The following is a 20,433-nucleotide window of genomic DNA, read 5'->3' on the forward strand; positions in this document are numbered from 1 at the left end:
GGCGCGGGGTCAGGCCGATGTTCGGGTCGGGTAAGGATGGGCGGGCAGCCGGACGGTGAACGCCGCGCCGCCCTCGGCCGCGTGGCCGGCGACGATCTCCCCGCCGAGCCGCCGGACCAGACCGGCGGCCAGCGCCAGCCCCAACCCGCTGCCCACCTTCCGGACCCCCCGGTAGCGCTGGTGCAGCGCCCCCCGTTCGAAGGCCACCGCCAGGTCGTCGTCGGTGAAGCCGGGTCCGCCGTCGCGGACCTCGACCAGCCCACCGGCGGCCGGTCCGGCACCGGCCGGCCGGACCGCGAGCACCACCGACGCCCCCGGCGGTACGACCCGCAGCGCGTTCTCCAGCAGCCCGTCCACCACCTGCCGGATCCGCCCCGGATCGGTGTACGCGGGCACCGCCGTGCCCGGGACCTCCAGCCGGAACGGCACCCCGACGGCCGCGCACCGCTCCGACCAGGTCCGTTCGGCGTCGACGGCCAGCCGGGTGAGGTCCACCGGCACCGGTTCCAGCGGAAAGTCCACCGCCTCCAGCCGGGCCAGCGCCAACAGGTCGGCGACCAGCCGGTCCAGGCGCTGCGCCTCGGTGAGCATCGTCCGGCCGGTGGCGGCGGCCTCGTCCGCGCCGATCACCCCGTCGGCGAGCGCCTCGGCCCACCCCCGGATCGCGGTCAACGGGGTACGCAGTTCGTGCGAGACGGAGAGCAGGAACTCCCGCTGCCGCCCCTCGCTGGTGGCCAGCGCGGCGGCCAACCCGTTCAACGCGTACGCCAGGTCGGCGACCTCGTCGGGGGGTTCGACGGGCACCCGGACGGCCCGGTCACCGGCGCGCAGCCGGGCGGCGGCGGTGGCGGCGTGCCGGATCGGCCGGGCCAGCCGACGGGCGAGCAGCAGCCCGGCCGCCGCCCCGGCGGTGAGCCCGGCCAGCAGCGGCAGCCAGAGGGCGCGCAGCACCTGCCGCCACGGCCCCTGCGGGGTGGCCCGGGTCAGCACCACACCCTCCCCGCCGGGTAGCGCCCGCCCCTCGACGAGGGTCCGTTGGCCGTTGACGAACCGTCGACCGGAGACGTCCCGGCCGGCGGAGATCCGGTTCACCACCTGCCGGGGCAGGCCGGGGCGGTCGGCCAGTCCGCCCTGGACGACGTACACCTCGATCTGTTGTTCCCGGAGTTGGCGGATCAGCCGGTCGCCGGCCGCGTCGCGCTGCCGGCTGGGGCGTACCCGCAGGACGTCGGCGGCGAGACGGGCCTGGGCGGCCAGCGCGGCCTGGTCGCGGCGCTCCACCCCGCGTACCGCCAGGGGGACCGCGACCAGCGCGGTGACCAGCACCGACACCAGCGCCACCGCGCAGGTCACCAGGACCGCGCGGGCGGTCAGCGTGTGGGTGAACCGGCGTCGCGGCCGACGGCGTCGCGGCCGGACGGCGGCCGGCGGCGGGGCACCCGGCGACTGGCGCGCCGACAGCGGAGCGGCCGACGACTGGCGGGCCGGCGGCGGAGCGGTCCGAGGTGGAGCGGCCGGGGGCGGGGTGGTGCCGGCCGGGGGCGGGGTGGTGCCGGCCGGGGGCGGGGTGGCGGGCTCAGCCATTGGCGGCGTACCCGACGCCCCGGTGGGTGCGGATCACGCTGGCCGGGCCGAGCTTGGCCCGGACCTGGGCGACGTGCACGTCGACGGTACGGGTGCCGGCGTGTGCCGCGTAGCCCCAGACGCCGGCCAGCAGTTCCTCCCGGGTGAAGACCCGGCCGGGGCGGGCCATCAGGTGGGCGAGCAGGTCGAACTCGGTGGAGGTGAGCTGGACGGGGGCACCGGCCGCGAGCACCGTGCGACGGGCCGGGTCGAGGGTGACCGGGCCGACCGTGCGGGGCCGGTCCGGCCCGTCCGGGGCACCGACGGTGCGCCGCAGCACCGCCCGGACCCGGGCCACCAACTCCCGGGGGCTGAACGGTTTGGTGACGTAGTCGTCCGCGCCCAGTTCCAGGCCGACGATCCGGTCGACCTCGTCGTCGCGGGCGGTGAGGAAGATGACCGGGGTCCAGTCGCCGGCCTCGCGCAGCCGGCGGCAGATCTCGGTGCCGGCCAGGCCCGGCAGGGTGATGTCGAGGACGCAGGCCACCGGGCGCAGCCGCCGGGCGGCGGCCAACCCGGCCGTGCCGTCCCGTTCCAGGTGTACGCCGAACCCGTCCCGGCCCAGATAGAGCCGGACCAGGTCGGCGATGGACGGCTCGTCCTCCACCACGAGGACGAGCCCGCGTTGCCCGGTGGCGTCAACGGTCACCGGCCCATGATGACCGACCCGGGGCCGACCGGGACGTACGGCGGTGTTCGAGTCAGGTAATGATGCGATCAGCGGGCCGGCAACGGGCGCAGCAACGGGGCCGGCCCGGTGGCCGGGGCGTCGCCGATGGTGGCGACGACCCGCTCCTCGGGCTTGCGCAACCGGATCCGGAACGCGTGGTGCAGCAGCGTGTCGAGCTGCCACACCTGCTTCGGATGCGGGGTACGGATGACGAACCGCTCCCGCACCCCGTCGATCGCGGTGGCGGCCAACTCGACGGCCTGCGCCCGGGGGTCCGGGCTCCAGGTGACGTTGCTCAGCTCCCGCAGCTCGGTGTTCAGGTGCAGGCGCAGTCGGTGCAGCACCCGGGTCTGCTGGGTGACCACCAGCCGGCGGTGGGTGAGCAGGAGGAGGTATTCACCGCCGACCGGCCGGTCGGGGCGGACGCACCGGGCGACCAGGATGGTGGCGTCACCGGAGCCGACGCACTGCCGGAAGACGGGCATGTGCCGACTCACCGTCTGGACCGCCAACCCGGTCTCGGCGGCGGCCGGGAGGAAGGTGCGCGAGAAGACGTCCATACCTGGCCAACGAGCCGCCACCAGGGGTGATGTGGGTCACTGTCGGCTATTGGAACTTCCACTCCCCCGTGTCGCACCGCCGGTGCGTCTTTCACCCGACCAGGTCAGTGGGGTGGGGGACGGTCCGCTGCCGGCACGGGTCAGCGCAGCGCTGCGGCGGCGGACCGGGCCACCAGCCGGGACAGCCCGGTGCCCCACTTCGGTGGCGCCTGCGGTGCGGGCCGCGACCGCGTCCGCGCCGGCTGCACCAGGTCGAGATAGTTGCTGTCGATGTTCATCCGGACCCCGCCCCAGGTCTCGTGGTGGTCGCCCTGGTACTGCTTCATCCGCCGCCCGGGAGCCCAGTGCGACGCCGGCAGGGCCGGGTCGGTGACCGTCCGCACGCCGTCCCAGCGGGCGAAGTCGAGCAGGTCGGGGACGCCGTGCCCCGGCCGGTGGTAGGCGGCCACCTGGTCGCCCAGGCCGGCCGAGGTGACCTTGGTGTAGAGGCCGGCGAGAAAGCCGCGCTCGTGCAGGCGGAGGGTCCACGCGCTGACGAACCCGTCGACGGCGGCGGTGCACGCCGCGTCGCCCGACGGGTAGTGCTCCAGGTCGAGGATGAGCGTGCTGCGGCGAGCCAGACCGAGATCGTCGGCCCTGGTCGCCGCGTCGTCGGCCGCCGCACGCCCCTGGGCCGTGGCCCGGGTCGGGTCGATCCGCCGCTGGTACGTGGAGCAGGGCGCCTGCAACCCGACGTAGAGCGGGAAGATCCGCCAACCCGCCGTCTGCTGGGTCGCCACCCAACTCCGGGTGAGATTGGGCTGGGCGCATCCCCGGTTCACCCCGCCGAGATAGACGCCGACGGCCCGGTACGGCGACTTCAGCCAGGCGGTCATCGCCGCGTTCGAGGGGGCGGCGCAGGTGTCGAAGCCCGACCCGGTGAAGGTGCCCGGCTGCGGCCCGGAGTAGCCGGCGGCGCGGACCGGGCCGGCGGCCACCACCGGCGCCACGGTGGCGAGGAGCACCCCGGCCACGGTGGCGGTGATCAGCCGACGCAGGGCCGAGGTGGCGGAACTGTCCGGCACGGGTCTCCCGTTCTCGTGACGCGACGACGGTGGCGCAGCTCCGATCAGACCGACGCCGTACCCGCACCGGTCGTCACCGGCCGAGGCACGGAGCAGGCGGTGGCCACGGCGCTGGCGACGTGGTCGCGGGTGCCGTGGGGATGGCCTGACGACGCTGGTGGTGGGTCGACGTGGCTGGGGTGACGAGCGGCGGGCTGGGGCACGCCGGCCCGGCGGGACGCGGCGCAGCGTTCCGGGGAATCTTCCCCGGACACCGGTCGCCATGTCCACCCCGCCCGGCCCGTCCACCTCGGACGGTGGTCGCTACGGGACGATCACCACGAGCGGTCAGACGGGCATCGGGGCGAAGAGTTCGCCGAGCCAGCCGGGCACCGCGTCGGCGTACTCGGTGCGGCTCGGGTCGGTGGTGTCCAGGGCCCGCCGCCAGGACAGCGCCCGGCTCACCGTGGTCACCCGCATGGCCAGCCCGGCGATCTCCCGCAGGGTGGCCCGGTCGTACCGGTCGGTCCACGACTCCAGATAGGCGTCGCGCAACCGGACCAGCATCGGATCACCCTCGGGCAGCGAGAACGTGTGTGCCGCCGAGCGCAGGGTCACCAGCAGGGTGCCGAACGGGTGCGCGACGGACGAGTCCCCCCAGTCGAAGAAGCGGTAGCCGTCGGCGGTGACGAACACGTTCCCGTCGTGCAGGTCGTCGTGCTGGACACTGGTCGGGATGTCGCTGTCGGCGAGCCGACGGCAGTCCTCGGCGAAGCGCGGCAGGTGAGCCCGCAACCGCTCGTGGGTCGCCGCGTCCAGGCCACCCTCAAGGTCTAAGAGCAGGGCGGCCCGGTCGTCGAGCAGGTCGGCGAGGAGGCCCGGCATGGCCGCCGGCCGCTGGTCGGGTACCCCGAGCGCGACCAGTTCGTCCGTCGCCGGGGTCGCCTCCCGCTGGAGTTCGGCGTAGGCCACCAGCACGTCGACCCAGCGGGCGGGATCGGGTTCGGCCAGTTCACGCAGGGTGGGACCGCCGTCGGGCAGCAGGGACCAGCCGCGTCCGGTGTCCACCGCGACCGAGTCGAGCACCCGACCGGGGGTACGCCGGGCCAACTCGGTGAGGAGCACCGCCTCGTACGCCGTGCCGGTGTTGTTCGCCTTGAACCAGTACGACCCGGCGTCGGTGGGCACCCGCCAGACCAGCGACCAGGGGCGAAGCCGGGCCTCGACCGGGCCGGTGACCCGGCGGCCGTGCCGACCGAGTTGCCCGGTGACCCAGTCGAGGGCGGCGGACCGCCACTGCGGGTCGGCCCAGCTGGCGGCTACGGAGGTGATCGTCACGCAGCGCAGGGTAGGCCACCCACCCGCCCCGACACCCGCCATTTTCCGCACCCACCCCCGACTCCGCCCGCCTCCCGCCCAGTCCGCCCCGTGGGGGCCCGCGACAAGGGGAGCGATGTTGCGGTATCGAGCCACCCTGATACCGCAACATCGCCCCCGTGGTGATGACCTTGATCGCCAGCCCGGCCCAGGCGACGGTCGGCCTCGCCCGGACCGGGGCAGGGGCCGGACCGGGCGAGGCCGGGCGGGGCCAGGCCCGGGCGGCGGGGGCAGGGGCCGGGCGGGGCGAGGCCGGGCGGGGCGAGGCGGGGCGAGGGCGGGGCGGGGCGAGGGCGGGGCGGGGGCGAGGGCGGGGCGGGGGCGAGGGCGGGCGGGGCGAGGGCGGGGCGGGGCGAGGGCGGGCGGGGCGAGGCGGGGCGAGGGCGGGGCGGGGGCGAGGGCGGGCGGGGCGAGGGCGGGGCGGGCGGGTGGGGGTTAGAGCAGTTCGAGGATGGTGGCGTTGGCCATGCCGCCGCCCTCGCACATGGTCTGTAGGCCGTACCGGATGTCGTTGTCCCGCATGTGCTGGAGCAGCGTCGTCATGATCCGGGCACCGGACGCGCCGAGCGGGTGGCCCAGCGCGATCGCGCCGCCGCGCGGGTTGAGCCGCTCCGGGTCGGCCTCGGTCTCGGCCAGCCAGGCCAGCGGCACCGGGGCGAACGCCTCGTTCACCTCGTACACACCGATCTCCTCGATGCCCAGGCCGGCGCGGCGCAGCGCCTTCGCGGTGGCCGGGATGGGGGCGGTGAGCATGGTGACCGGGTCGTCGGCGGCGACCACGGCGGTGTGCACCCGGGCCAGCGGGCGCAGGCCGTGCCGGCTGGCCCACTCGCTGGTGGTGACGGCGAGCGCGGCGGCCCCGTCGGAGATCTGCGACGCGGACCCGGCGGTGACCACGCCGTCGGCGCGGAACGGGGTCTTCAGCCCGCCGAGCACCGAGAGTGAGGTGTCCCGGCGGATGCCCTCGTCGGCGGTGAAGGTGCCGCCGTCGGCCAGCGGCACCGGGGCAAGCTCCGGGTCGAACACCCCGGCGTCCTGCGCGGCGGCGGCCTTCTCGTGGCTGGCCAGCGCGAACTCGTCGAGCTGACTACGGGAGAAGCGCCAGCGGGCGGCGATCAGCTCGGCACCGACCCCCTGGTTGAACGGCAGTGGCTGGTCGTCGGCGAAGCCCTCGACGCCCCGGTAACGCTCGCGGAGCCGGGCGCTGAACGGCATGCCGTCGCCGACGCTGGACCCCATCGGCACCCGGGTCATCGACTCGACACCACCGGCCACCACCAGGTCGGCCTGACCGGAGAGCACCGTCGCGGCGGCGAAGTGCAGGGCCTGCTGGCTGGAGCCGCACTGCCGGTCGAGGGTGGTGCCGGGCACCGACTCGGGCCAGCCGGCGGCGAGCACGCCGTTGCGGGCGATGTTCCAGGACTGCTCGCCGACCTGGGACACACAACCCCAGATCACGTCGTCGACCTGACCGGGATCGATGCCGGTCCGGTCGGCGAGGGCGCGCAGCACGTGCGCCGAGAGGTCGACCGGGTGGACCTCGGCCAGGCCGCCCTTGCGTCGCCCGACGGGGGTACGCACCGCACCGACGATGACTGCGTCACTCATAACTACTCCCCGGTAACTTCGGCTGCGTCGATACTACGTCCCGATCGGCGCAGCGTCCGCCCGCCGGGTCGGTCGGAGGATCGCCGGCGGCCGACCCGGCGGGTGTCGGGTCGCCGCCGGAACTCCGGCGGGGCCGCCAACGGCACCGGCGGGGCGGCCGGTCGCCGCGGGTGGCTGGCATGCTGGGATGGTGCATCCTCCACCGTCCCCGGCCCACCAGTGGCGGGTCCCCCCGGCGGTCCCGGCGGCGAAGCTGGCCGGAGTGATCGGGCTGGCCGCCCTGGGGCTGCTGCTCGCCGACGGCGACCCGGTCCGGCTGGCGCTGGCCGTCGCCGCCGCCGTCGGCCTGGCCGGCTGGGCGGTACGCGACCTGCTCGCCCCCGTCCGCCTCGCGGTCGACCCCGGAGGGATCACGGTCGTCCGGGGTTACGCCGGGCGGCGGCACCTGCCGTGGGATGCGGTGGAGGCGGTCACCGTGGACCGGCGAACCCGGTTCGGGCTGACCGGCGAGACGCTGGAGATCGACGCCGGCGAGACCCTGCACCTGTTCGGTCGGGCCGACCTGGGCGCGTCGCCGGCCGAGGTGGTCGAGCTGATCCGGATCGCCCGGCCTTAGTGGGCCCGGGCTCCGTCGCCCGGGTCGGTCGACATGGCTCCGGTCGGTGGGATCGGAGGCGGAGGTCGCCTCACCCACCAGCGCGGGGCCGGCCCGGCGGCCTTCGCTGAGCTCAGCAACACGACGCCCGCTCGGCTGGCGCGACGTTGACATCGACAAGAGTCAGTGTCTACCGTTCCATCGAACCGATTCGAAGCAGTGGTCGACCCCACGACCGCACCACGCCGGGTCATGGGCCGAGATCGCCGTCGCCCGCTGCGCCCCACCGTCCATCTCGCTCCGTCACGGCACCGGACCCGCCCTGACCGCGAGGCCCCCGAGCCGCGCGCACCCACCCCCCTACCACCCCTGGAGAGCCCGTGAATCTTCTGTCCCGGCCACACCTTCGTGCCACCTACCTCCTCACCGGCGCGCTGGTCGCCGCCGGCCTGCTGGTCGCACCCAACGTGGCCCAGGCCGACAACCAGAGCCTCAGCGTGAACTTCGCCGCCGCCACCACCGCGCCGACCTACCGGGCCTCCGGGTGGATCTACGGCATGACCGAGAACGGCACCGCACCGCCCGACCACTTCTTCACCGACATCAAATACCAGGCCATGCGGGCCGGGGGCGCCCAGTTGCCCGGCAGCGGCTGGGTGGGCGGCGGCTACGACCGCCGGTGGAACGCCACCCGCGCCCAGATGCTGCGGACCAAGGCGCTCGGCGGCAAGTTCGTCCTGCTCCCCCACGACCTGTGGGGCGCTGACGGCGCTCCCATCTCCCGCTTCCCCGGCGACAACGGCAACTGGACCGACTACAACAACTTCCTCACCCGGGTGATCAACGATGTGAAGGCCACCGGCGTCCCGGTCGAATGGGACATCTGGAACGAGCCCAACATCACCCTGTTCTGGAACCGCCCCCAAGCCCAGTACTTCGAACTCTGGCGACGGACCTATCAGCGCCTGCGGGCCGACATGCCGGGCACCCTGATCGTCGGGCCGAGCCTGGCCGGCGTACCCACCACCTCCGGGACCTGGTGGAACCAGTACCTCGACTACATCAAGGCCAACAACGCGGTGCCGGACATCGTGAGCTGGCACTCCCTGCCCAGCGACCCGGTCGCCAACGTCGCCGCCGCGAACACGACGCTCGACTCGCGGGGCATTCCGCACCCCCGGCCCTACCAGATCAACGAGTACGGTGCCTCCAACGAGCAGAACCCCGGCGACGGCGCGTGGTACATCACCCGGCTGGAACGGGCCGGGGCCGACGGCTTGCGCGCCAACTGGGCCAGCGGCGGCAACCTGCACAACGACCTGGGCAACCTGCTCACCCACAACTCGGCCGGTCAGTACCAGCCCAAGGGCGAGTGGTGGGTCTACCGTTTCTACGCCCAGCAGACCGGCGTCGCCGTCGCCACCACCGCGTCCGCCGGGTACGACGCGTACGCCACCAAGGCCGCCGGCGACGCCAAGATCCTGGTCGGCGGCGGCCGGACCACCGGCAACATCGCCGTCAACCTACAAGGGCTGAACAGCACCAGCGGCATCGTGAGCGACAACCGGGCGCGCATCCTGGTGCAGCGGATCCCCTACAACAACGGCGGCGCGGTCACCGGGCCCACCACCGTCCAGGACCAGGTGGTGACCCTCACCAACAACGGCACCGTCGTGAACATCGCCAACAACGACGTCAACGACGCGTACACCATCACCGTCCTGCCGCCGTCGCCGACGACCCCGACGCCCACCCCGACGACCCCGACGCCCTCGCCGACCACCCCGACGCCCTCGCCGACCACCCCGACACCGTCGCCGACCACCCCCGGCCCGGGCGGCCCGGGGTGCGACGCTTCCTACCGGGTGACCAATAGTTGGCCCGGCGGTTTCCAGGCCGATGTGGCGGTGTCCAACAGCGGTTCGACGGTCACCACCGGCTGGCGGGTGAGCTGGACGATCGGGTCCGGGCAGACCATCAACCAGGTGTGGAACGGCTCGCTGACGACCGGCGGCGCAACGGCCACGGTCGGCAACGTCTCGTACAACGGGAGTCTCGCACCAGGGGCCAGCACCACCTTCGGAATGCTCGTGGCCGGGGAAGCCGGCGGCACCCCGACGCTGACCTGTTCCGTGAACTGAGCCGCACCGCGGGCTGCCGGCCGACGCCGGCAGCCCGCCCGAACCGTGGACAACGAATCGGTTCGACGACGTCGGCCCGTTCCTGCCTCGACTACTCCGCCGCCGACCCCGCGGACACCGCGACAGGGCATCGACCCGGCCGTTCAGCGGCGACGTGGGTGGTGGCCCCGGCACGGCAGCCACCAGGTGAGGCAGGCGTCGGAGGCAACCCGCCGAACGACGCCGGAGGGTCAGCCGAGCAGCATCACGGTGCGGACGATCACCAGGCCGAGCAGCGCCACCACGATGACCGCCGTGCCGGCCGCCTGGAAGACCGAACGTCGCATCCGGGGGGCGTACGCCAGCACCAGCGCCATCAGCGCCCCGACCACGAGCCCGCCGACGTGGCCCGGGATGGAGATGCCCGGCACGGTGAAGGTGAAGATCAGGTTGATCACCAGGATCGGCAGGATCGCCGAGGTGTCCCGGCCGAGCCGGCGCATCAGCACGAAGACCGCCGCGAACAGTCCGAAGATCGCCGTCGAGGCACCGGCCGACGCGGTGTTGGGGCTGCTGAACAGGTATGCCGCGACGTTGCCGCCGAGCCCGGCCACCAGATAGAGGGTGAGGAAGCGCAGCGGCCCGAGCAGGGCCTCCAACTCCCGCCCCAGCACCCAGAGCGCCCACATGTTGAGCAGCAGGTGCACCACGCCGTAGTGCAGGAACATCGCGGTGACCAGCCGGTACCACTCACCGGAGGCGACGCCGTGCGCCTCCCCGAACGGCACGTACGAGGCGTAGCTGAGCACCGAACCCCATTGGGTCAGCGGGGTGCCGCCACCGAGCAGGCCGCCGAAGCCGGACCCGCCGATCATCGAGTCGCCGCCCCGGTCGCTGAGCACCGAGACGATCATCACCAGCACGTTCAGGGCGATCAGGACGCGGGTGACCAGGCCGCGACGGCCGGCGGCACCGCCACCGAAGGCGGTACGCGCCGGCCGTACGCTGCGGCGTCCCTCGTTCACGCACTCCGGGCACTGGTGGCCGACCGGGGCGTCCCGCATGCACTCCGGACAGATCGGTCGGTCGCAGCGGGAGCACCTGAGGTACGTCTCCCGGTCGGAGTGGCGGTAGCAGACCGGCGCGGTCGGCACCGACCCGCCGGTGGCGTCGCCGGCCGGCCCGGAGCGTTCAGTCATGCGTGCAAAGGTACCTCGCGGACGCGATCAGGCCTCGGTGCGCTCGATCTCGACCCGCTCGATCACCACGTCCTGCAGCGGCCGGTCACTCGGACCGGTCGGGGTGTTCGCGATGGAGTCCACCACCTTCACCGACTGCTCGTCGGCCACCTGGCCGAAGATGGTGTGCCGGTTGTTCAGGTGCGGGGTCGCCCCGACGGTGATGAAGAACTGCGACCCGTTGGTGCCCGGCCCGGCGTTCGCCATCGCCAGCAGGTACGGCCGGTCGAAGCGCAGCTCCGGGTGGAACTCGTCGGCGAACGTGTAGCCCGGACCACCCCGGCCGGTGCCGGTCGGGTCGCCCATCTGGACCATGAAACCGCTGATCACCCGGTGCGAGATGGTGCCGTCGTAGTACGGCCCGTTGCCCGGCTGACCGGTGCGGGGATCGGTGTATTCCTTGTTGCCCTCGGCCAGGTCGACGAAGTTACGAACCGTCTTCGGAGCGTGATTACCGAAGAGCTCCAGCCGGATCGGGCCAGCGTTGGTGTGCAAGGTGGCGTAGACAGCCTCGGCCACGGGTACTCCTCACTCGTTGGTCAGTTCCATGCGGATCCTCCCATGTGCCCCATCTGGCAGTGCGGAGGCATCCGGTGGTGGAGGATGACGAAGGAACAACTCCCAGGAGGTGGGACCGTGTTTGGAATCGGGCGGCGCAAGACCCAGGGGCAGCTGGCAAAGGTGGAGCTGCACCAGGGCATCGGTCACCTGAGGCAGGCCGCCACGCATGCGGCGAAGGGTGCCGGGGCCACTGTCGGCCCGCGGGTCCAGGCGGCCCGGGGCGCGGTCGCGCCGACCGCGGTCGTGGTGCGGGACCGGGCTTCCAGTGGCCTCGCATCGACGGTCGCGGCCCTCGCCCCGGTGGCCCTGGCGGTGCGCAACGCCCAGGCCGATGCTGCCGGTAAGGCGGTGGCCGGCAAGAAGGCCGCCGCCGCTAAGCAGGCCGCGGTGAGCAAGAAGATCAAGGCGAAGACCCCGAAGGCCCGGAAGAAGAAGCGCACGTCGCGCGGCATGCTCGCCGGTCTGCTGGTCGCCGGCACGGTGGCCGGGGTGGCCGGGGCGATGGCCGTGCGTCGCCGTCGCGAGCAGCAGGAGTGGGCCGAGTACGACCCGACCCGGGGCATCGAGACCGCCCCGGTCAGCCGGACCACCCCCGGGTTCGACACCCCCGCCGTACCGGCCGGCACCGGCATCGACGCTCCCCGCGACGAGGTCGACGTCCTGGTGGTGGAGACCCCGTCGGCCGACGGGTCCACGCCGACCGGCTCGGCCACGCCGCCCGCCACCGGTGTGGGCAGTTCCACCGTGGCTGCCGCCACCTCGCCCGGCAAGCCGGTGATCCACCCGAACGACAAGGTTCCCTCGGTCGCCGAGGGTGCCACCGACGTCTCCGGCCGGCCGGCCGACGACCTCGGCAAGGCGCTCGGCGCCGGAAAGGCCGGGGCCCAGCACAGCACCCGTCGCTGATCCCCCGCACCTCGCCGGCGGCGCGGTGACGACCCCCCGGTCGTCCCGCGCCGCAGCCGCGCCCAGACCCGTCCGCCGCCGGTCCGGCCGGAACCCGCGATTCACGGCCCACGGCCCGGCCGCCTGCGGCCACGGCGACGCCCGACCCCCACGTCAGGGCGGGGAGATCAGGGTTCTCCCCGACCGGTCCGGGCTCACCCGGCGGGCCGCCGGCTCCTACAGTGCTCGTTATGCCGCCGACCAACGACCCGGAGCTCACCGCCTCGGAGCCGGACAGTGCTCCGTCGTCCGGGCCCCACGACCAGCTCGTCGAGCGCCCGGTCGAGCACGACCGGGCGCTCTCGCGGCGGCGTGTCCTCTCCGGCGCCGCCGCCGCGCTGGCCGGCGCGGGAGTGACACTGACCGGCGAGTTCGGGTACGCCGAGGCCACCGCCGACAGCAAGCTGCCGGTCTACGGCGGGTACGCCGCCACCGTGCACGCCGACCGGAGCACCCCGCCCCGGTCGTCCCGGGTCGACGTGGTGTGGAGCGTGGACACCACCCGGCGGTTGATCGCGCTCACCTTCGACGACGGTCCGGCCCCGAACTGGACCCCCCGGGTGCTGTCGATCCTCGCCCAGACCGACACCCCGGCCACCTTCTTCATGGTCGGCCGCCGCGCCCGTGAGTACGGCCGGCTGGTGGCACACCGATTGGCCGGTCACGAGGTCGGCAACCACACCTGGGCCCACCGGGACCTGGCCAAGATGACCTACGAGCAGGCGTGCACCGCGATCGGCCGGGCGCACAACGAGCTGACCCGGCTCTGCGGGCGGGAGCCGACCCTGCTCCGCCCGCCCTACGGGCACCTTTCCGGCAGCACCCTGCTGGCCGCCAACGACCTGGGCTACCAGGTGGTCCTCTGGAACCGGCAGATGCTCGAATCCCGGTTCACCCAGAATCCGGACGGCCTGGTCGACTACATCGTCGAATCCTGTGACCCGGGCACGATCCTGCTCGCCCACGACACCGGGCCGGTGGACCGGCTGGTCGCGATCCGAGGGTTGGCCGCGATGATCACCGGTCTACGGCGGCGGGGCTTCGAGTTCGTCACCGTCTCCGAGCTGATGGCGGCGGCGGCCCCGGCCACCGCCACGGCCCACTGACCGGGACCCCGCACAGACCCGACCCGGGCGGTCAGAGCCAGCCGTTGCGGCGGAACCACCGGTACAGCGCCAGCGAGATGGCGAGCATCAGCGCGAGCACGCCCGGATAGCCGTACGTCCATTTCAGCTCGGGCATGTTCTCGAAGTTCATGCCGTAGACCCCGGCGAACGCGGTCCAGACCGCCGCGATGGCGGCCCAGGCGGCGATCTTGCGCATGTCGTTGTTCTGGTCGACGGTGACCTGCGCCAGCCGGGCCTGGAGGATCGAGTTGAGCAGGTCGTCGTAGGAGTTGACCTGCTCGACGGTGCGGCTGAGGTGGTCCTGCACGTCGCGGAAGTAGCGCCGCACCTCCTGCGGCACCTCCCGGTGCACCTGTGCGGTCAGCGTCATCAGCGGCCGTTGCAGCGGGATCACCGCCCGCTTGAACTCCACCAGCTCCCGCTTCATCTGATAGATCCGCTGGATCCGCCCGCTGCTCTGCCGGTCGAAGACGTCCGCCTCCAGCACGTCGAGGTCGTCCTCCAACTGGTCGGCCACCTCCAGGTAGAGGTCCACCACCCGGTCGGTGATCGCGTACGCCACCGCCCACGGCCCGTGCCGCAGCAGGTCCCGCTTGGCCTCCAGGTCGGCCCGTACCGGGGCCAGCCGGCAGGCGTCCCCGTGCCGGACGCTGATCAGGAAGTTCGGGCCGATGAAGAGCATCACCTGGCCGGTCTCGACCACCTCGGAGGTCTCGGTCAGCTCGGTGTGCTCGCAGTACCGGGCGGTACGCAGGACCAGGAAGCTGACCTCGCCGAAGCGCTCCAGCTTGGGCCGCTGCTGGGCCTTCACCGCGTCCTCGACGGCCAGCTCGTGCAGCCCGTACGTCGCGGCGATGGCGGTCATCTCGGCCAGTCCCGGTTCGTGCAGGCCGAGCCAGACGAACCCGTCGCGTTCGTCGCGCGCGGCGGCCAGCGCCTCGGCGTACTGCCACTGGCCGGGGCGGCGTTCGCCGTCGACGTAGAGGCCGCAGTCGACCACGCCGCTGCGGCCGGGGCCGGTGGGCGCGGGGGTCCGGGGGGAGCCGTCGGCGTTGAGGATGCGGGACATCGCCCGGACCGGGGACACCCAGGCCCGGGGGTTGAGCACCCGACCGCCGTGGGGTGTCGCCGACCGCTCCCGTTCCGCCCGGTCCGTCATGGCGTTCCCCCTCCCGGGTGTGCTGCTGCGGCTTGCAGGCTACGCCGCCGCCGGGCCGGCAGCCCTCGGACGATCGGCGGCCCCTGCGGCGGGACGGGCAGCGGGAGGCACGACGGCCGTGATCCTGGTCACGTGGGAACCCGACCGGGAGCCAGGCGGTCGACGGGGAGCCGACCGGGTGGTGGCACCGGGCGGGTCGGGCCGCGTTCAGGGGGTGAGGGGCGACCCGACCCACCCGGCACCGTTGGGGGCGGGGACAAAGCTGCGGCGTCACCGACCACCCGGCGGCAGTGGCCCTGAGCGGGTCACCGGCCAGACGTGAGTAACGCTCGCAGCATTGTGGGTTGCCGGACCGGCCGAGGGGAGCCCCCGACCGACCCGGGTCGCGTTTGTGTCAGAAACCCGACAGATTCTCAGCCGCGGACGGCCGCCACCGCCTCCGACAGCCGACGGACGCCCTCGTCGATCCGGTCCGCGGTCACCGCGGAGAAGGCCAGCCGCAGCGCGTGCCGCCCGCCGTCCACCATGAAGTCGCTGCCCTTGACCACCGCGACGCCCCGCTCGGCGGCGGCCGGGGCCAACCGGTCCACGTCCACGTCGTCCGGGAACTCCACCCAGAGGAAGTAGCCGCCGTCCGGCTCGACGAAGGTCACCTCCGGCAGGTGCCGGCGCAGCGACTCGGCCAGCACCCCGGCCCGCTCGCCCAGCGCCGACGACACCGTGGCGATGGACCGCTGGATGTCACCCGAGACGCAGAACTGGTGCACGATCGCCTGCGCCACCATGCCCGGCGAGATGTAGAGGCTGGTCGCCGACTTGGCGATGTCCGCGATCAGGCTCGCCGGCCCGACCAGGTAACCGACCCGGACCCCGGGGCAGACGGTCTTGGTGAAGCTGGACGCGTGCACCACCACGCCCCGGGTGTCCATCGACAGCATCGACGGCAGCGGCTCGCCCCGGAACCGGATGTCGGCGTAGGGGTCGTCCTCGAAGATGGTGAAGCCGTACTCGGCGGCGAGGTCGAGCAACTCCCGGCGCTTGTCCAGGGAGAGCGTCACGCCGGCCGGGTTCTGGTAGTTCGGGATCACGTGGGCCAGTCGGGGGCGTACCCCGGACTCCAGCAGCTTGCGCAGCTCGGCGGTGTCCAGGCCGTCCGGCTCGATGCCCACGCCGTGGATCTCGCCGCCCATCCGCTGGAGGTTGAGCAGGGTCCGGTCGTACGTCGGACGCTCCACCACCACGGCGTCGCCGCGCCGGACCAGGTGGTCGAAGAGGAACGCGTCGGCCTGGAGCGAGCCGTTGGTGACCAGCACCTGATCCGCCTCGACGCCGTGCTTCTCGGCGATCCACTTCCGCAAGGGTGGGTAACCGACGGAGGTGCCGTAGGCGGTGACCCCGGCGGGGTCGGCGTCGAAGGCACGGACGGCGGCGGCCTTGAGCCCCTCGACATCCACGATGTCCAGCGAGGGCGCGCCACGGGCGAACGAGATCAGCTGCTCGGCGGTCATGCGCACGAGCCTAGGGCCTGGCCGGGCCGCTCCGGCCGGCATACACGCCAAGTTCAACATGCGGGCACGACCGTCGGCCCCGGCGTGCTGGCGGCGGTCCAGCTCGGCGGCCTCCTGAAGGCGCGGCCGGTGCGCCGGGCAGGGTGGGCCGAACCGGTCGACTCCGGTGCAGGTCGGGACGGGACCGGACATCGGCGCGGGCGGTCGGCGCTCGCTACTGTCGAACGGTGCCCATCGAGCCCCTCCGCTGCGCCGGCGCGTTGACCGTGGACGATGGCGTCGAGCTGGCACCGCACCGGTTCACCGGGCTGGTCGCCCCGGCGGTCGAGCGGGCGTTCGTGGCCGGGATGCTCGCCGGCCGCGACGGTGGCGGCGCCGAGCTGAGCCAGCGGTACGGCGGGCCGGCCGCCACCGGCTTCCTGGTGGAGTTCCGCACCCGGCTCGCCGTGCCGGGCGGCACCGTCGACCGGGCGGGCTTCGCGGCGGTCAACCGCTACCGGGACCCGGCCACCTGCCAGCGGGCGCTGGACAAGCAGATCGCGCACGGCATGATCGCCCGCCGGCCGGACGGCGGTCTCACCGCCACCGAGCGGGGCGTCGACTTCCTCACCGAGCTGTACCAGGTGCACGCCGAGGTGACCGAGGAGCTGTGGGCCGGGCACGACGACCGGGTGCACCGGCTGGTCGAGGCGTACGGCCGGGTGCTGGCGTACGCGGTGCTGCTCGCCGGGGAGCCGGAGGCCGAACCCGGGCCGGCGTTCGCCGCGATGGCCCCGCCGTACGAGCCGGACGGCATCCCGTCGGGGGTGTTGCTGCTCAACCGACTCGGCACGCTGCGGTACCACCGGGCGGACGCGCACGCCGCCGCGTGGACCGCCGCCGGGCACACCGCCATCAGCGTCGGGGAGCTGCCCGACGGGCCGGAACGGCGGGCCATCGAGCTGGAGACGGACCGTCGGGCGGCCGGCCCGTATTCGACGCTGACCGCGGACGAGCGGCTGGGCGTGCTCGCCGACCTGGCCGCCCTGCCCGGCTGAACCCCGCCCGGCCCGGCTGCGCTCCCGAATGCCCGCTGAACTCCCGCACTGCCGGCTGAGCCCCCGGCCCGTCCGACCCGCGCTCCCCGGCTGAACTCACGGTTGGCGGCGGCTGCCCCGTGACGCACGGCTATCCTCCACGGTGACCTGGAACGGTGACCTGGAGTCGTACGAGGGAGGCCCCGCATGATCGGGATGGTGCTCGCGGCCGGTGCGGGGCGCCGACTGCGCCCGTACACCGACACCCTGCCCAAGGCGTTGGTGCCGGTGGACGGTGAGACCACCATCCTGGACATCGCGCTGCGCAACCTGGCCGAGGTGGGGCTCACCGAGATCGTGATCGTGGTCGGCTACGCCGCCGACGCGGTCGTGCAGCGGCAGTCGGCCCTGGAGGAGAAGTACGGCGTCACCCTCACCCTGGTGCACAACGACAAGGCCGAGGAGTGGAACAACGCCTACTCGCTGTGGCTGGCCCGGGAGCACTTCGCCCGGGGCGTGCTGCTGGTCAACGGCGACACCGTGCACCCGGTGAGCGTGGAGAAGACCCTGCTGGCCGAGCGCGGTCCGGGCATCCTGCTCGCCGTCGACACCCTCAAGACGCTGGCCGACGAGGAGATGAAGACCACCTTCGACGCCGCCGGCCAGCTCACCCGGATCACCAAGCTGATGGACCCGGGCGAGGCGTACGGGGAGTACATCGGCGCGACGCTGATCGAGCCGCAGGTGGCCGGGGCGCTCGCCGACGCGCTGGAGGCGACCTGGCGGCGGGACCCGAACCTCTACTACGAGGACGGCTACCAGGAGTTCGCCGGCCGGGGTGGGGAGGTGCGGGCCGCGCCGATCGGGGACGTCTCCTGGGTCGAGGTCGACAACCACGACGACCTGACCCGGGCGCGGGAGATCGCGTGCCGCTACTAGCCCGTACCATCCTGACCCCGCTGCACATCGACGTGCGGCGCGGGGCGGTGGCCGACCTGGCCGCGATCCTCGCCGACGGGCGGATCTCCTCCGGCGGCGACGTGGCGGTGGTGGTCGGCCCCGGGCAGGGCGGGCAGATCGCCGAGCTGATCCGGCCCTCGCTGCGCTCGGCGGACGTGTTCACCGTGGCCGGCGGGACCCTCGACGCCGCCGACGAGCTGGGCGGCAAGCTCCGCGAGCGGTCGTACGACGCGGTGGTCGGCATCGGCGGCGGCAAGACCATCGACGTGGCGAAGTACGCGGCCACCCGGCGCGGGCTGCCGATGGTGACCATGGCGACCAGCCTCGCCAACGACGGCATCGCCTCCCCGGTGGCCAGCCTGATCAACGGCGGCATCAAGGGCTCCTACGGGGTGCACATCCCGATCGCGGTGATCGTCGACCTCGACTTCGTGGCGGCTGGCCCGGACCAGCACAACCGGGCCGGCATCGGCGACGTGATCAGCAACATCAGCGCCCTGGCCGACTGGGAACTGGCCCGCCAGGTACGCGGCGAGCCGGTCGACGGCCTGGCCGCCTCGCTGGCCCGGATGGGCGCGGAGGCGGTGCTCGCGCACGGCGGCGACATGACCGACGACGCGTTCGTCACGGTGCTGGCCGAGGCGCTGATCTCCAGCGGCCTGGCGATGGCGGTCTGCGGCAGCAGCCGACCGGCCAGCGGCGGCTGCCACGAGATCATGCACGCCATCGACGCCCTCTTCCCGGGCACCTCGTCACACGGCGAGTTGGCCGGGCTCGGCGCGCTGTTCTGCACCTACCTGCGCGGCGACCAGCGGCGCTTCGCGGAGATGTCGGCCTGCCTGGGCCGGCACCGGCTGCCCCGGCTGCCCGCCGACGTGGGGCTGACCGACGAGCAGTTCGTCGAGGCGGTGCAGTTCGCCCCGGCCACCCGCCCCGACCGGTACACCATCCTGGAGCACCTGGCCATGTCGGTTACCGAGACGCGGGAGCGGCTGGCAGACTACGCCGGTGCACTCCGCGACCACAGTGGCTGAACCCCGTCCCACCGTTGCCGACTTCCACCGGGTGAACCGGGGCGGCGGCCTGTTCAGCGAGTCGGTCAGCCAGTGGCTGGGTGCCGTCTTCGCCCTGGTCGCCCAGCGCCTCGGGCTGCGCCCGACCGCGCTGACCATCACCAACCTGGTGCTCGGCCTGGCCGCCTCGGTGACCGTGGTGGCGCTCGCCGGCCGGGTCGCCGCCGGCACCGTGCCGGCGTGGGTGGTCGGGCTGGTCGCGCTGGTCGGCTGGCAGGTCGCGTACGCCCTGGACTGCGCGGACGGGCAACTGGCCCGGGTGACCGGGCAGGGCAGCGCGGCGGGTGCCCGGGTCGACGTGCTCTGCGACGTGGCCGCCCAGATCGCCCTGGTCGCCGCGTTGTCGGCCACCGCCGTGGCGCAGCGCCCGAGCACCCCGACCTGGCTGATCGCGACCTTCGCCGGCACCTGGATGGTCAACCTGGTGACCTCGGTGATGCAGTCCGGCCCCAACGCCGCGAGCATGGTCACCTCGACGTCGCTCCCGGTACGCCTGGTCAAGCTGGTCCGCGACTACGGCGCGGTGATCTTCGTGGCCGGGCTGGTGCTGATGGTCGTGCCCGCGCTGGTGTTCTGGGTGATCGTGGCGTTCACGATCGTCAACGGCGGGTTCCTGCTGGCCAGCATCGCCTTCTCCGCCCGCGCCTCGTTGCGTTAGAGCCGTGTCGGTCGGGTCGGGTGACCGGCCGGGTGGCGGGTCCACTTCGCGGGCTGGTGTCCGGGGAGCGTTGACCAAGCAGCGGCGAAGCTCAATGATATGGGTTGGTCACTCTACGTCCACCATGGGCGGGGCCATCGGAGACGGAGCGCATGCGATGTCACGTTCACGCCGTTTGACTGCCATGATCCTGGCCCTCGCACTGCCGATGCTCGTGTTCGTCGGTGCGACACCTGCGGTCGCCGCCGCCCCCACCCTGGAGATCAGCTCGGTGACCCTGGTCGCCAAGGGCGCCGGGGTGCGCCTGGACTTCGTGGTGGACTGCGACGAGGACGCCTCCGGCGAGCTGCGCGCCACGATCACCCAGGCCGTCGGGAACCGCATCGCCTACGGGTCCGTCCCGCAATACCGCACCTGGACCTGCACCGGGCAGACGCAGCCGTTGTCGGCGGTGATCCCGGCCGATGTCGCCGGTGTCCCGTTCCGCACCGGCGAGGCACTGCTGTTGGCACGGATCTCCGCCTGCCCCGGCGCGAACTGCGAGAACGCCACCGCCGAACAGGTGGTGCAGATCGTCCGCTGACACCGCTGC

At 73.4% G+C, this 20,433-nt stretch carries 19 protein-coding genes; 9 read left to right on the plus strand and 10 right to left on the minus strand.

Annotated elements, in window-relative coordinates; all coding sequences use genetic code 11:
• Window positions 1-9 precede the first annotated feature (9 nt).
• The 6 genes from ACQP1S_RS31200 to ACQP1S_RS31225 form a co-directional block, all read right to left on the minus strand.
• The gene (locus ACQP1S_RS31200) at window positions 10-1,584 is read right to left on the minus strand and encodes a sensor histidine kinase (RefSeq protein ID WP_432901611.1); all 1,575 of its coding nucleotides are present in this window, start codon (window positions 1,582-1,584) and stop codon (window positions 10-12) included.
• Window positions 1,577-2,272: a response regulator transcription factor gene (locus ACQP1S_RS31205; protein WP_091248693.1), complete on the minus strand. Its 696-nt coding sequence runs from the start codon at window positions 2,270-2,272 to the stop codon at window positions 1,577-1,579. Before ACQP1S_RS31205 ends, ACQP1S_RS31200 begins: the two co-directional genes overlap by 8 nt.
• A 68-nt stretch (window positions 2,273-2,340) precedes the next feature.
• Window positions 2,341-2,853 (minus strand): hypothetical protein, encoded by a 513-nt coding sequence (locus ACQP1S_RS31210; RefSeq protein ID WP_432901614.1) that lies wholly within the window; start codon window positions 2,851-2,853, stop codon window positions 2,341-2,343.
• A gap of 140 nt (window positions 2,854-2,993) precedes the next feature.
• Entirely contained in the window at window positions 2,994-3,917 is a 924-nt protein-coding gene (locus tag ACQP1S_RS31215; RefSeq protein WP_432901616.1) for a DUF1906 domain-containing protein, read from the minus strand.
• A 327-nt stretch (window positions 3,918-4,244) separates the two neighbouring features.
• Complete coding sequence (locus tag ACQP1S_RS31220; protein ID WP_432901618.1) at window positions 4,245-5,234, minus strand: phosphotransferase; 990 nt, start codon at window positions 5,232-5,234, stop codon at window positions 4,245-4,247.
• A gap of 474 nt (window positions 5,235-5,708) precedes the next feature.
• Window positions 5,709-6,881 (minus strand): thiolase family protein, encoded by a 1,173-nt coding sequence (locus tag ACQP1S_RS31225; RefSeq protein ID WP_091248704.1) that lies wholly within the window; start codon window positions 6,879-6,881, stop codon window positions 5,709-5,711.
• Between the two features lie 187 nt (window positions 6,882-7,068).
• On the opposite strand from ACQP1S_RS31225, the gene ACQP1S_RS31230 reads away from it, so the two are divergent.
• Together ACQP1S_RS31230 and ACQP1S_RS31235 are read left to right on the plus strand one after the other, a co-directional pair.
• Window positions 7,069-7,497, plus strand: coding sequence for a PH domain-containing protein (locus ACQP1S_RS31230; protein ID WP_432901620.1), 429 nt, complete (start codon window positions 7,069-7,071; stop codon window positions 7,495-7,497).
• A 359-nt stretch (window positions 7,498-7,856) separates the two neighbouring features.
• The gene (locus ACQP1S_RS31235; RefSeq protein ID WP_432901622.1) at window positions 7,857-9,617 is read left to right on the plus strand and encodes a cellulose binding domain-containing protein; all 1,761 of its coding nucleotides are present in this window, start codon (window positions 7,857-7,859) and stop codon (window positions 9,615-9,617) included.
• Between the two features lie 230 nt (window positions 9,618-9,847).
• Here the strand turns inward: ACQP1S_RS31235 and ACQP1S_RS31240 are convergent, their stop codons facing one another.
• Both ACQP1S_RS31240 and ACQP1S_RS31245 read right to left on the minus strand, forming a co-directional pair.
• Window positions 9,848-10,795, minus strand: a complete 948-nt coding sequence (locus tag ACQP1S_RS31240; protein ID WP_091248707.1) for a rhomboid family intramembrane serine protease — start codon at window positions 10,793-10,795, stop codon at window positions 9,848-9,850.
• Window positions 10,796-10,822: 27 nt separating this feature from the next.
• Window positions 10,823-11,353: a peptidylprolyl isomerase gene (locus ACQP1S_RS31245; RefSeq protein ID WP_357896318.1), complete on the minus strand. Its 531-nt coding sequence runs from the start codon at window positions 11,351-11,353 to the stop codon at window positions 10,823-10,825.
• 84 nt (window positions 11,354-11,437) lie between these two features.
• On the opposite strand from ACQP1S_RS31245, the gene ACQP1S_RS31250 reads away from it, so the two are divergent.
• On the plus strand, window positions 11,438-12,301 hold the full coding sequence (locus ACQP1S_RS31250; RefSeq protein WP_432901625.1) for a hypothetical protein: 864 nt from the start codon (window positions 11,438-11,440) through the stop codon (window positions 12,299-12,301).
• Between the two features lie 230 nt (window positions 12,302-12,531).
• The gene (locus ACQP1S_RS31255) at window positions 12,532-13,446 is read left to right on the plus strand and encodes a polysaccharide deacetylase family protein (RefSeq protein ID WP_432901627.1); all 915 of its coding nucleotides are present in this window, start codon (window positions 12,532-12,534) and stop codon (window positions 13,444-13,446) included.
• 31 nt (window positions 13,447-13,477) lie between these two features.
• Here the strand turns inward: ACQP1S_RS31255 and corA are convergent, their stop codons facing one another.
• Together corA and ACQP1S_RS31265 are read right to left on the minus strand one after the other, a co-directional pair.
• On the minus strand, window positions 13,478-14,626 hold the full coding sequence (gene corA / locus ACQP1S_RS31260) for a magnesium/cobalt transporter CorA (protein ID WP_432901629.1): 1,149 nt from the start codon (window positions 14,624-14,626) through the stop codon (window positions 13,478-13,480).
• A gap of 413 nt (window positions 14,627-15,039) precedes the next feature.
• The gene (locus ACQP1S_RS31265; RefSeq protein ID WP_091248821.1) at window positions 15,040-16,134 is read right to left on the minus strand and encodes a PLP-dependent aminotransferase family protein; all 1,095 of its coding nucleotides are present in this window, start codon (window positions 16,132-16,134) and stop codon (window positions 15,040-15,042) included.
• A gap of 227 nt (window positions 16,135-16,361) precedes the next feature.
• Between ACQP1S_RS31265 and ACQP1S_RS31270 the strand changes: the two genes are divergently transcribed.
• The 5 genes from ACQP1S_RS31270 to ACQP1S_RS31290 all read left to right on the plus strand — a co-directional run bounded on the left by ACQP1S_RS31270 (window position 16,362) and on the right by ACQP1S_RS31290 (window position 20,424).
• Complete coding sequence (locus tag ACQP1S_RS31270; protein ID WP_432901631.1) at window positions 16,362-17,171, plus strand: hypothetical protein; 810 nt, start codon at window positions 16,362-16,364, stop codon at window positions 17,169-17,171.
• Between the two features lie 186 nt (window positions 17,172-17,357).
• Window positions 17,358-18,089: a sugar phosphate nucleotidyltransferase gene (locus tag ACQP1S_RS31275; protein WP_432901633.1), complete on the plus strand. Its 732-nt coding sequence runs from the start codon at window positions 17,358-17,360 to the stop codon at window positions 18,087-18,089.
• The gene (locus tag ACQP1S_RS31280; RefSeq protein ID WP_432901636.1) at window positions 18,077-19,144 is read left to right on the plus strand and encodes an iron-containing alcohol dehydrogenase family protein; all 1,068 of its coding nucleotides are present in this window, start codon (window positions 18,077-18,079) and stop codon (window positions 19,142-19,144) included. The genes ACQP1S_RS31275 and ACQP1S_RS31280 overlap by 13 nt, the downstream gene beginning before the upstream one ends.
• Entirely contained in the window at window positions 19,119-19,841 is a 723-nt protein-coding gene (locus tag ACQP1S_RS31285; RefSeq protein ID WP_432901638.1) for a CDP-alcohol phosphatidyltransferase family protein, read from the plus strand. Before ACQP1S_RS31280 ends, ACQP1S_RS31285 begins: the two co-directional genes overlap by 26 nt.
• 175 nt (window positions 19,842-20,016) lie before the next feature.
• Window positions 20,017-20,424, plus strand: coding sequence for a hypothetical protein (locus ACQP1S_RS31290; RefSeq protein WP_432901641.1), 408 nt, complete (start codon window positions 20,017-20,019; stop codon window positions 20,422-20,424).
• Window positions 20,425-20,433 lie beyond the last annotated feature (9 nt).

The organism is Micromonospora matsumotoense (genome assembly GCF_050951065.1).
GTDB lineage: Bacteria > Actinomycetota > Actinomycetes > Mycobacteriales > Micromonosporaceae > Micromonospora > Micromonospora matsumotoensis.

Coding starts and splice junctions, on each gene's coding strand:
- ACQP1S_RS31200 (WP_432901611.1), bottom strand. CDS start 1,584: ATGGCTGAGCCCGCCACCCCGCCCCCGGCCGGCACCACCCCGCCCCCG.
- ACQP1S_RS31210 (WP_432901614.1), bottom strand. CDS start 2,853: ATGGACGTCTTCTCGCGCACCTTCCTCCCGGCCGCCGCCGAGACCGGG.
- ACQP1S_RS31225 (WP_091248704.1), bottom strand. CDS start 6,881: ATGAGTGACGCAGTCATCGTCGGTGCGGTGCGTACCCCCGTCGGGCGA.
- ACQP1S_RS31230 (WP_432901620.1), top strand. CDS start 7,069: ATGGTGCATCCTCCACCGTCCCCGGCCCACCAGTGGCGGGTCCCCCCG.
- ACQP1S_RS31240 (WP_091248707.1), bottom strand. CDS start 10,795: ATGACTGAACGCTCCGGGCCGGCCGGCGACGCCACCGGCGGGTCGGTG.
- ACQP1S_RS31250 (WP_432901625.1), top strand. CDS start 11,438: ATGACGAAGGAACAACTCCCAGGAGGTGGGACCGTGTTTGGAATCGGG.
- ACQP1S_RS31255 (WP_432901627.1), top strand. CDS start 12,532: ATGCCGCCGACCAACGACCCGGAGCTCACCGCCTCGGAGCCGGACAGT.
- corA (WP_432901629.1), bottom strand. CDS start 14,626: ATGACGGACCGGGCGGAACGGGAGCGGTCGGCGACACCCCACGGCGGT.
- ACQP1S_RS31265 (WP_091248821.1), bottom strand. CDS start 16,134: ATGACCGCCGAGCAGCTGATCTCGTTCGCCCGTGGCGCGCCCTCGCTG.
- ACQP1S_RS31275 (WP_432901633.1), top strand. CDS start 17,358: ATGATCGGGATGGTGCTCGCGGCCGGTGCGGGGCGCCGACTGCGCCCG.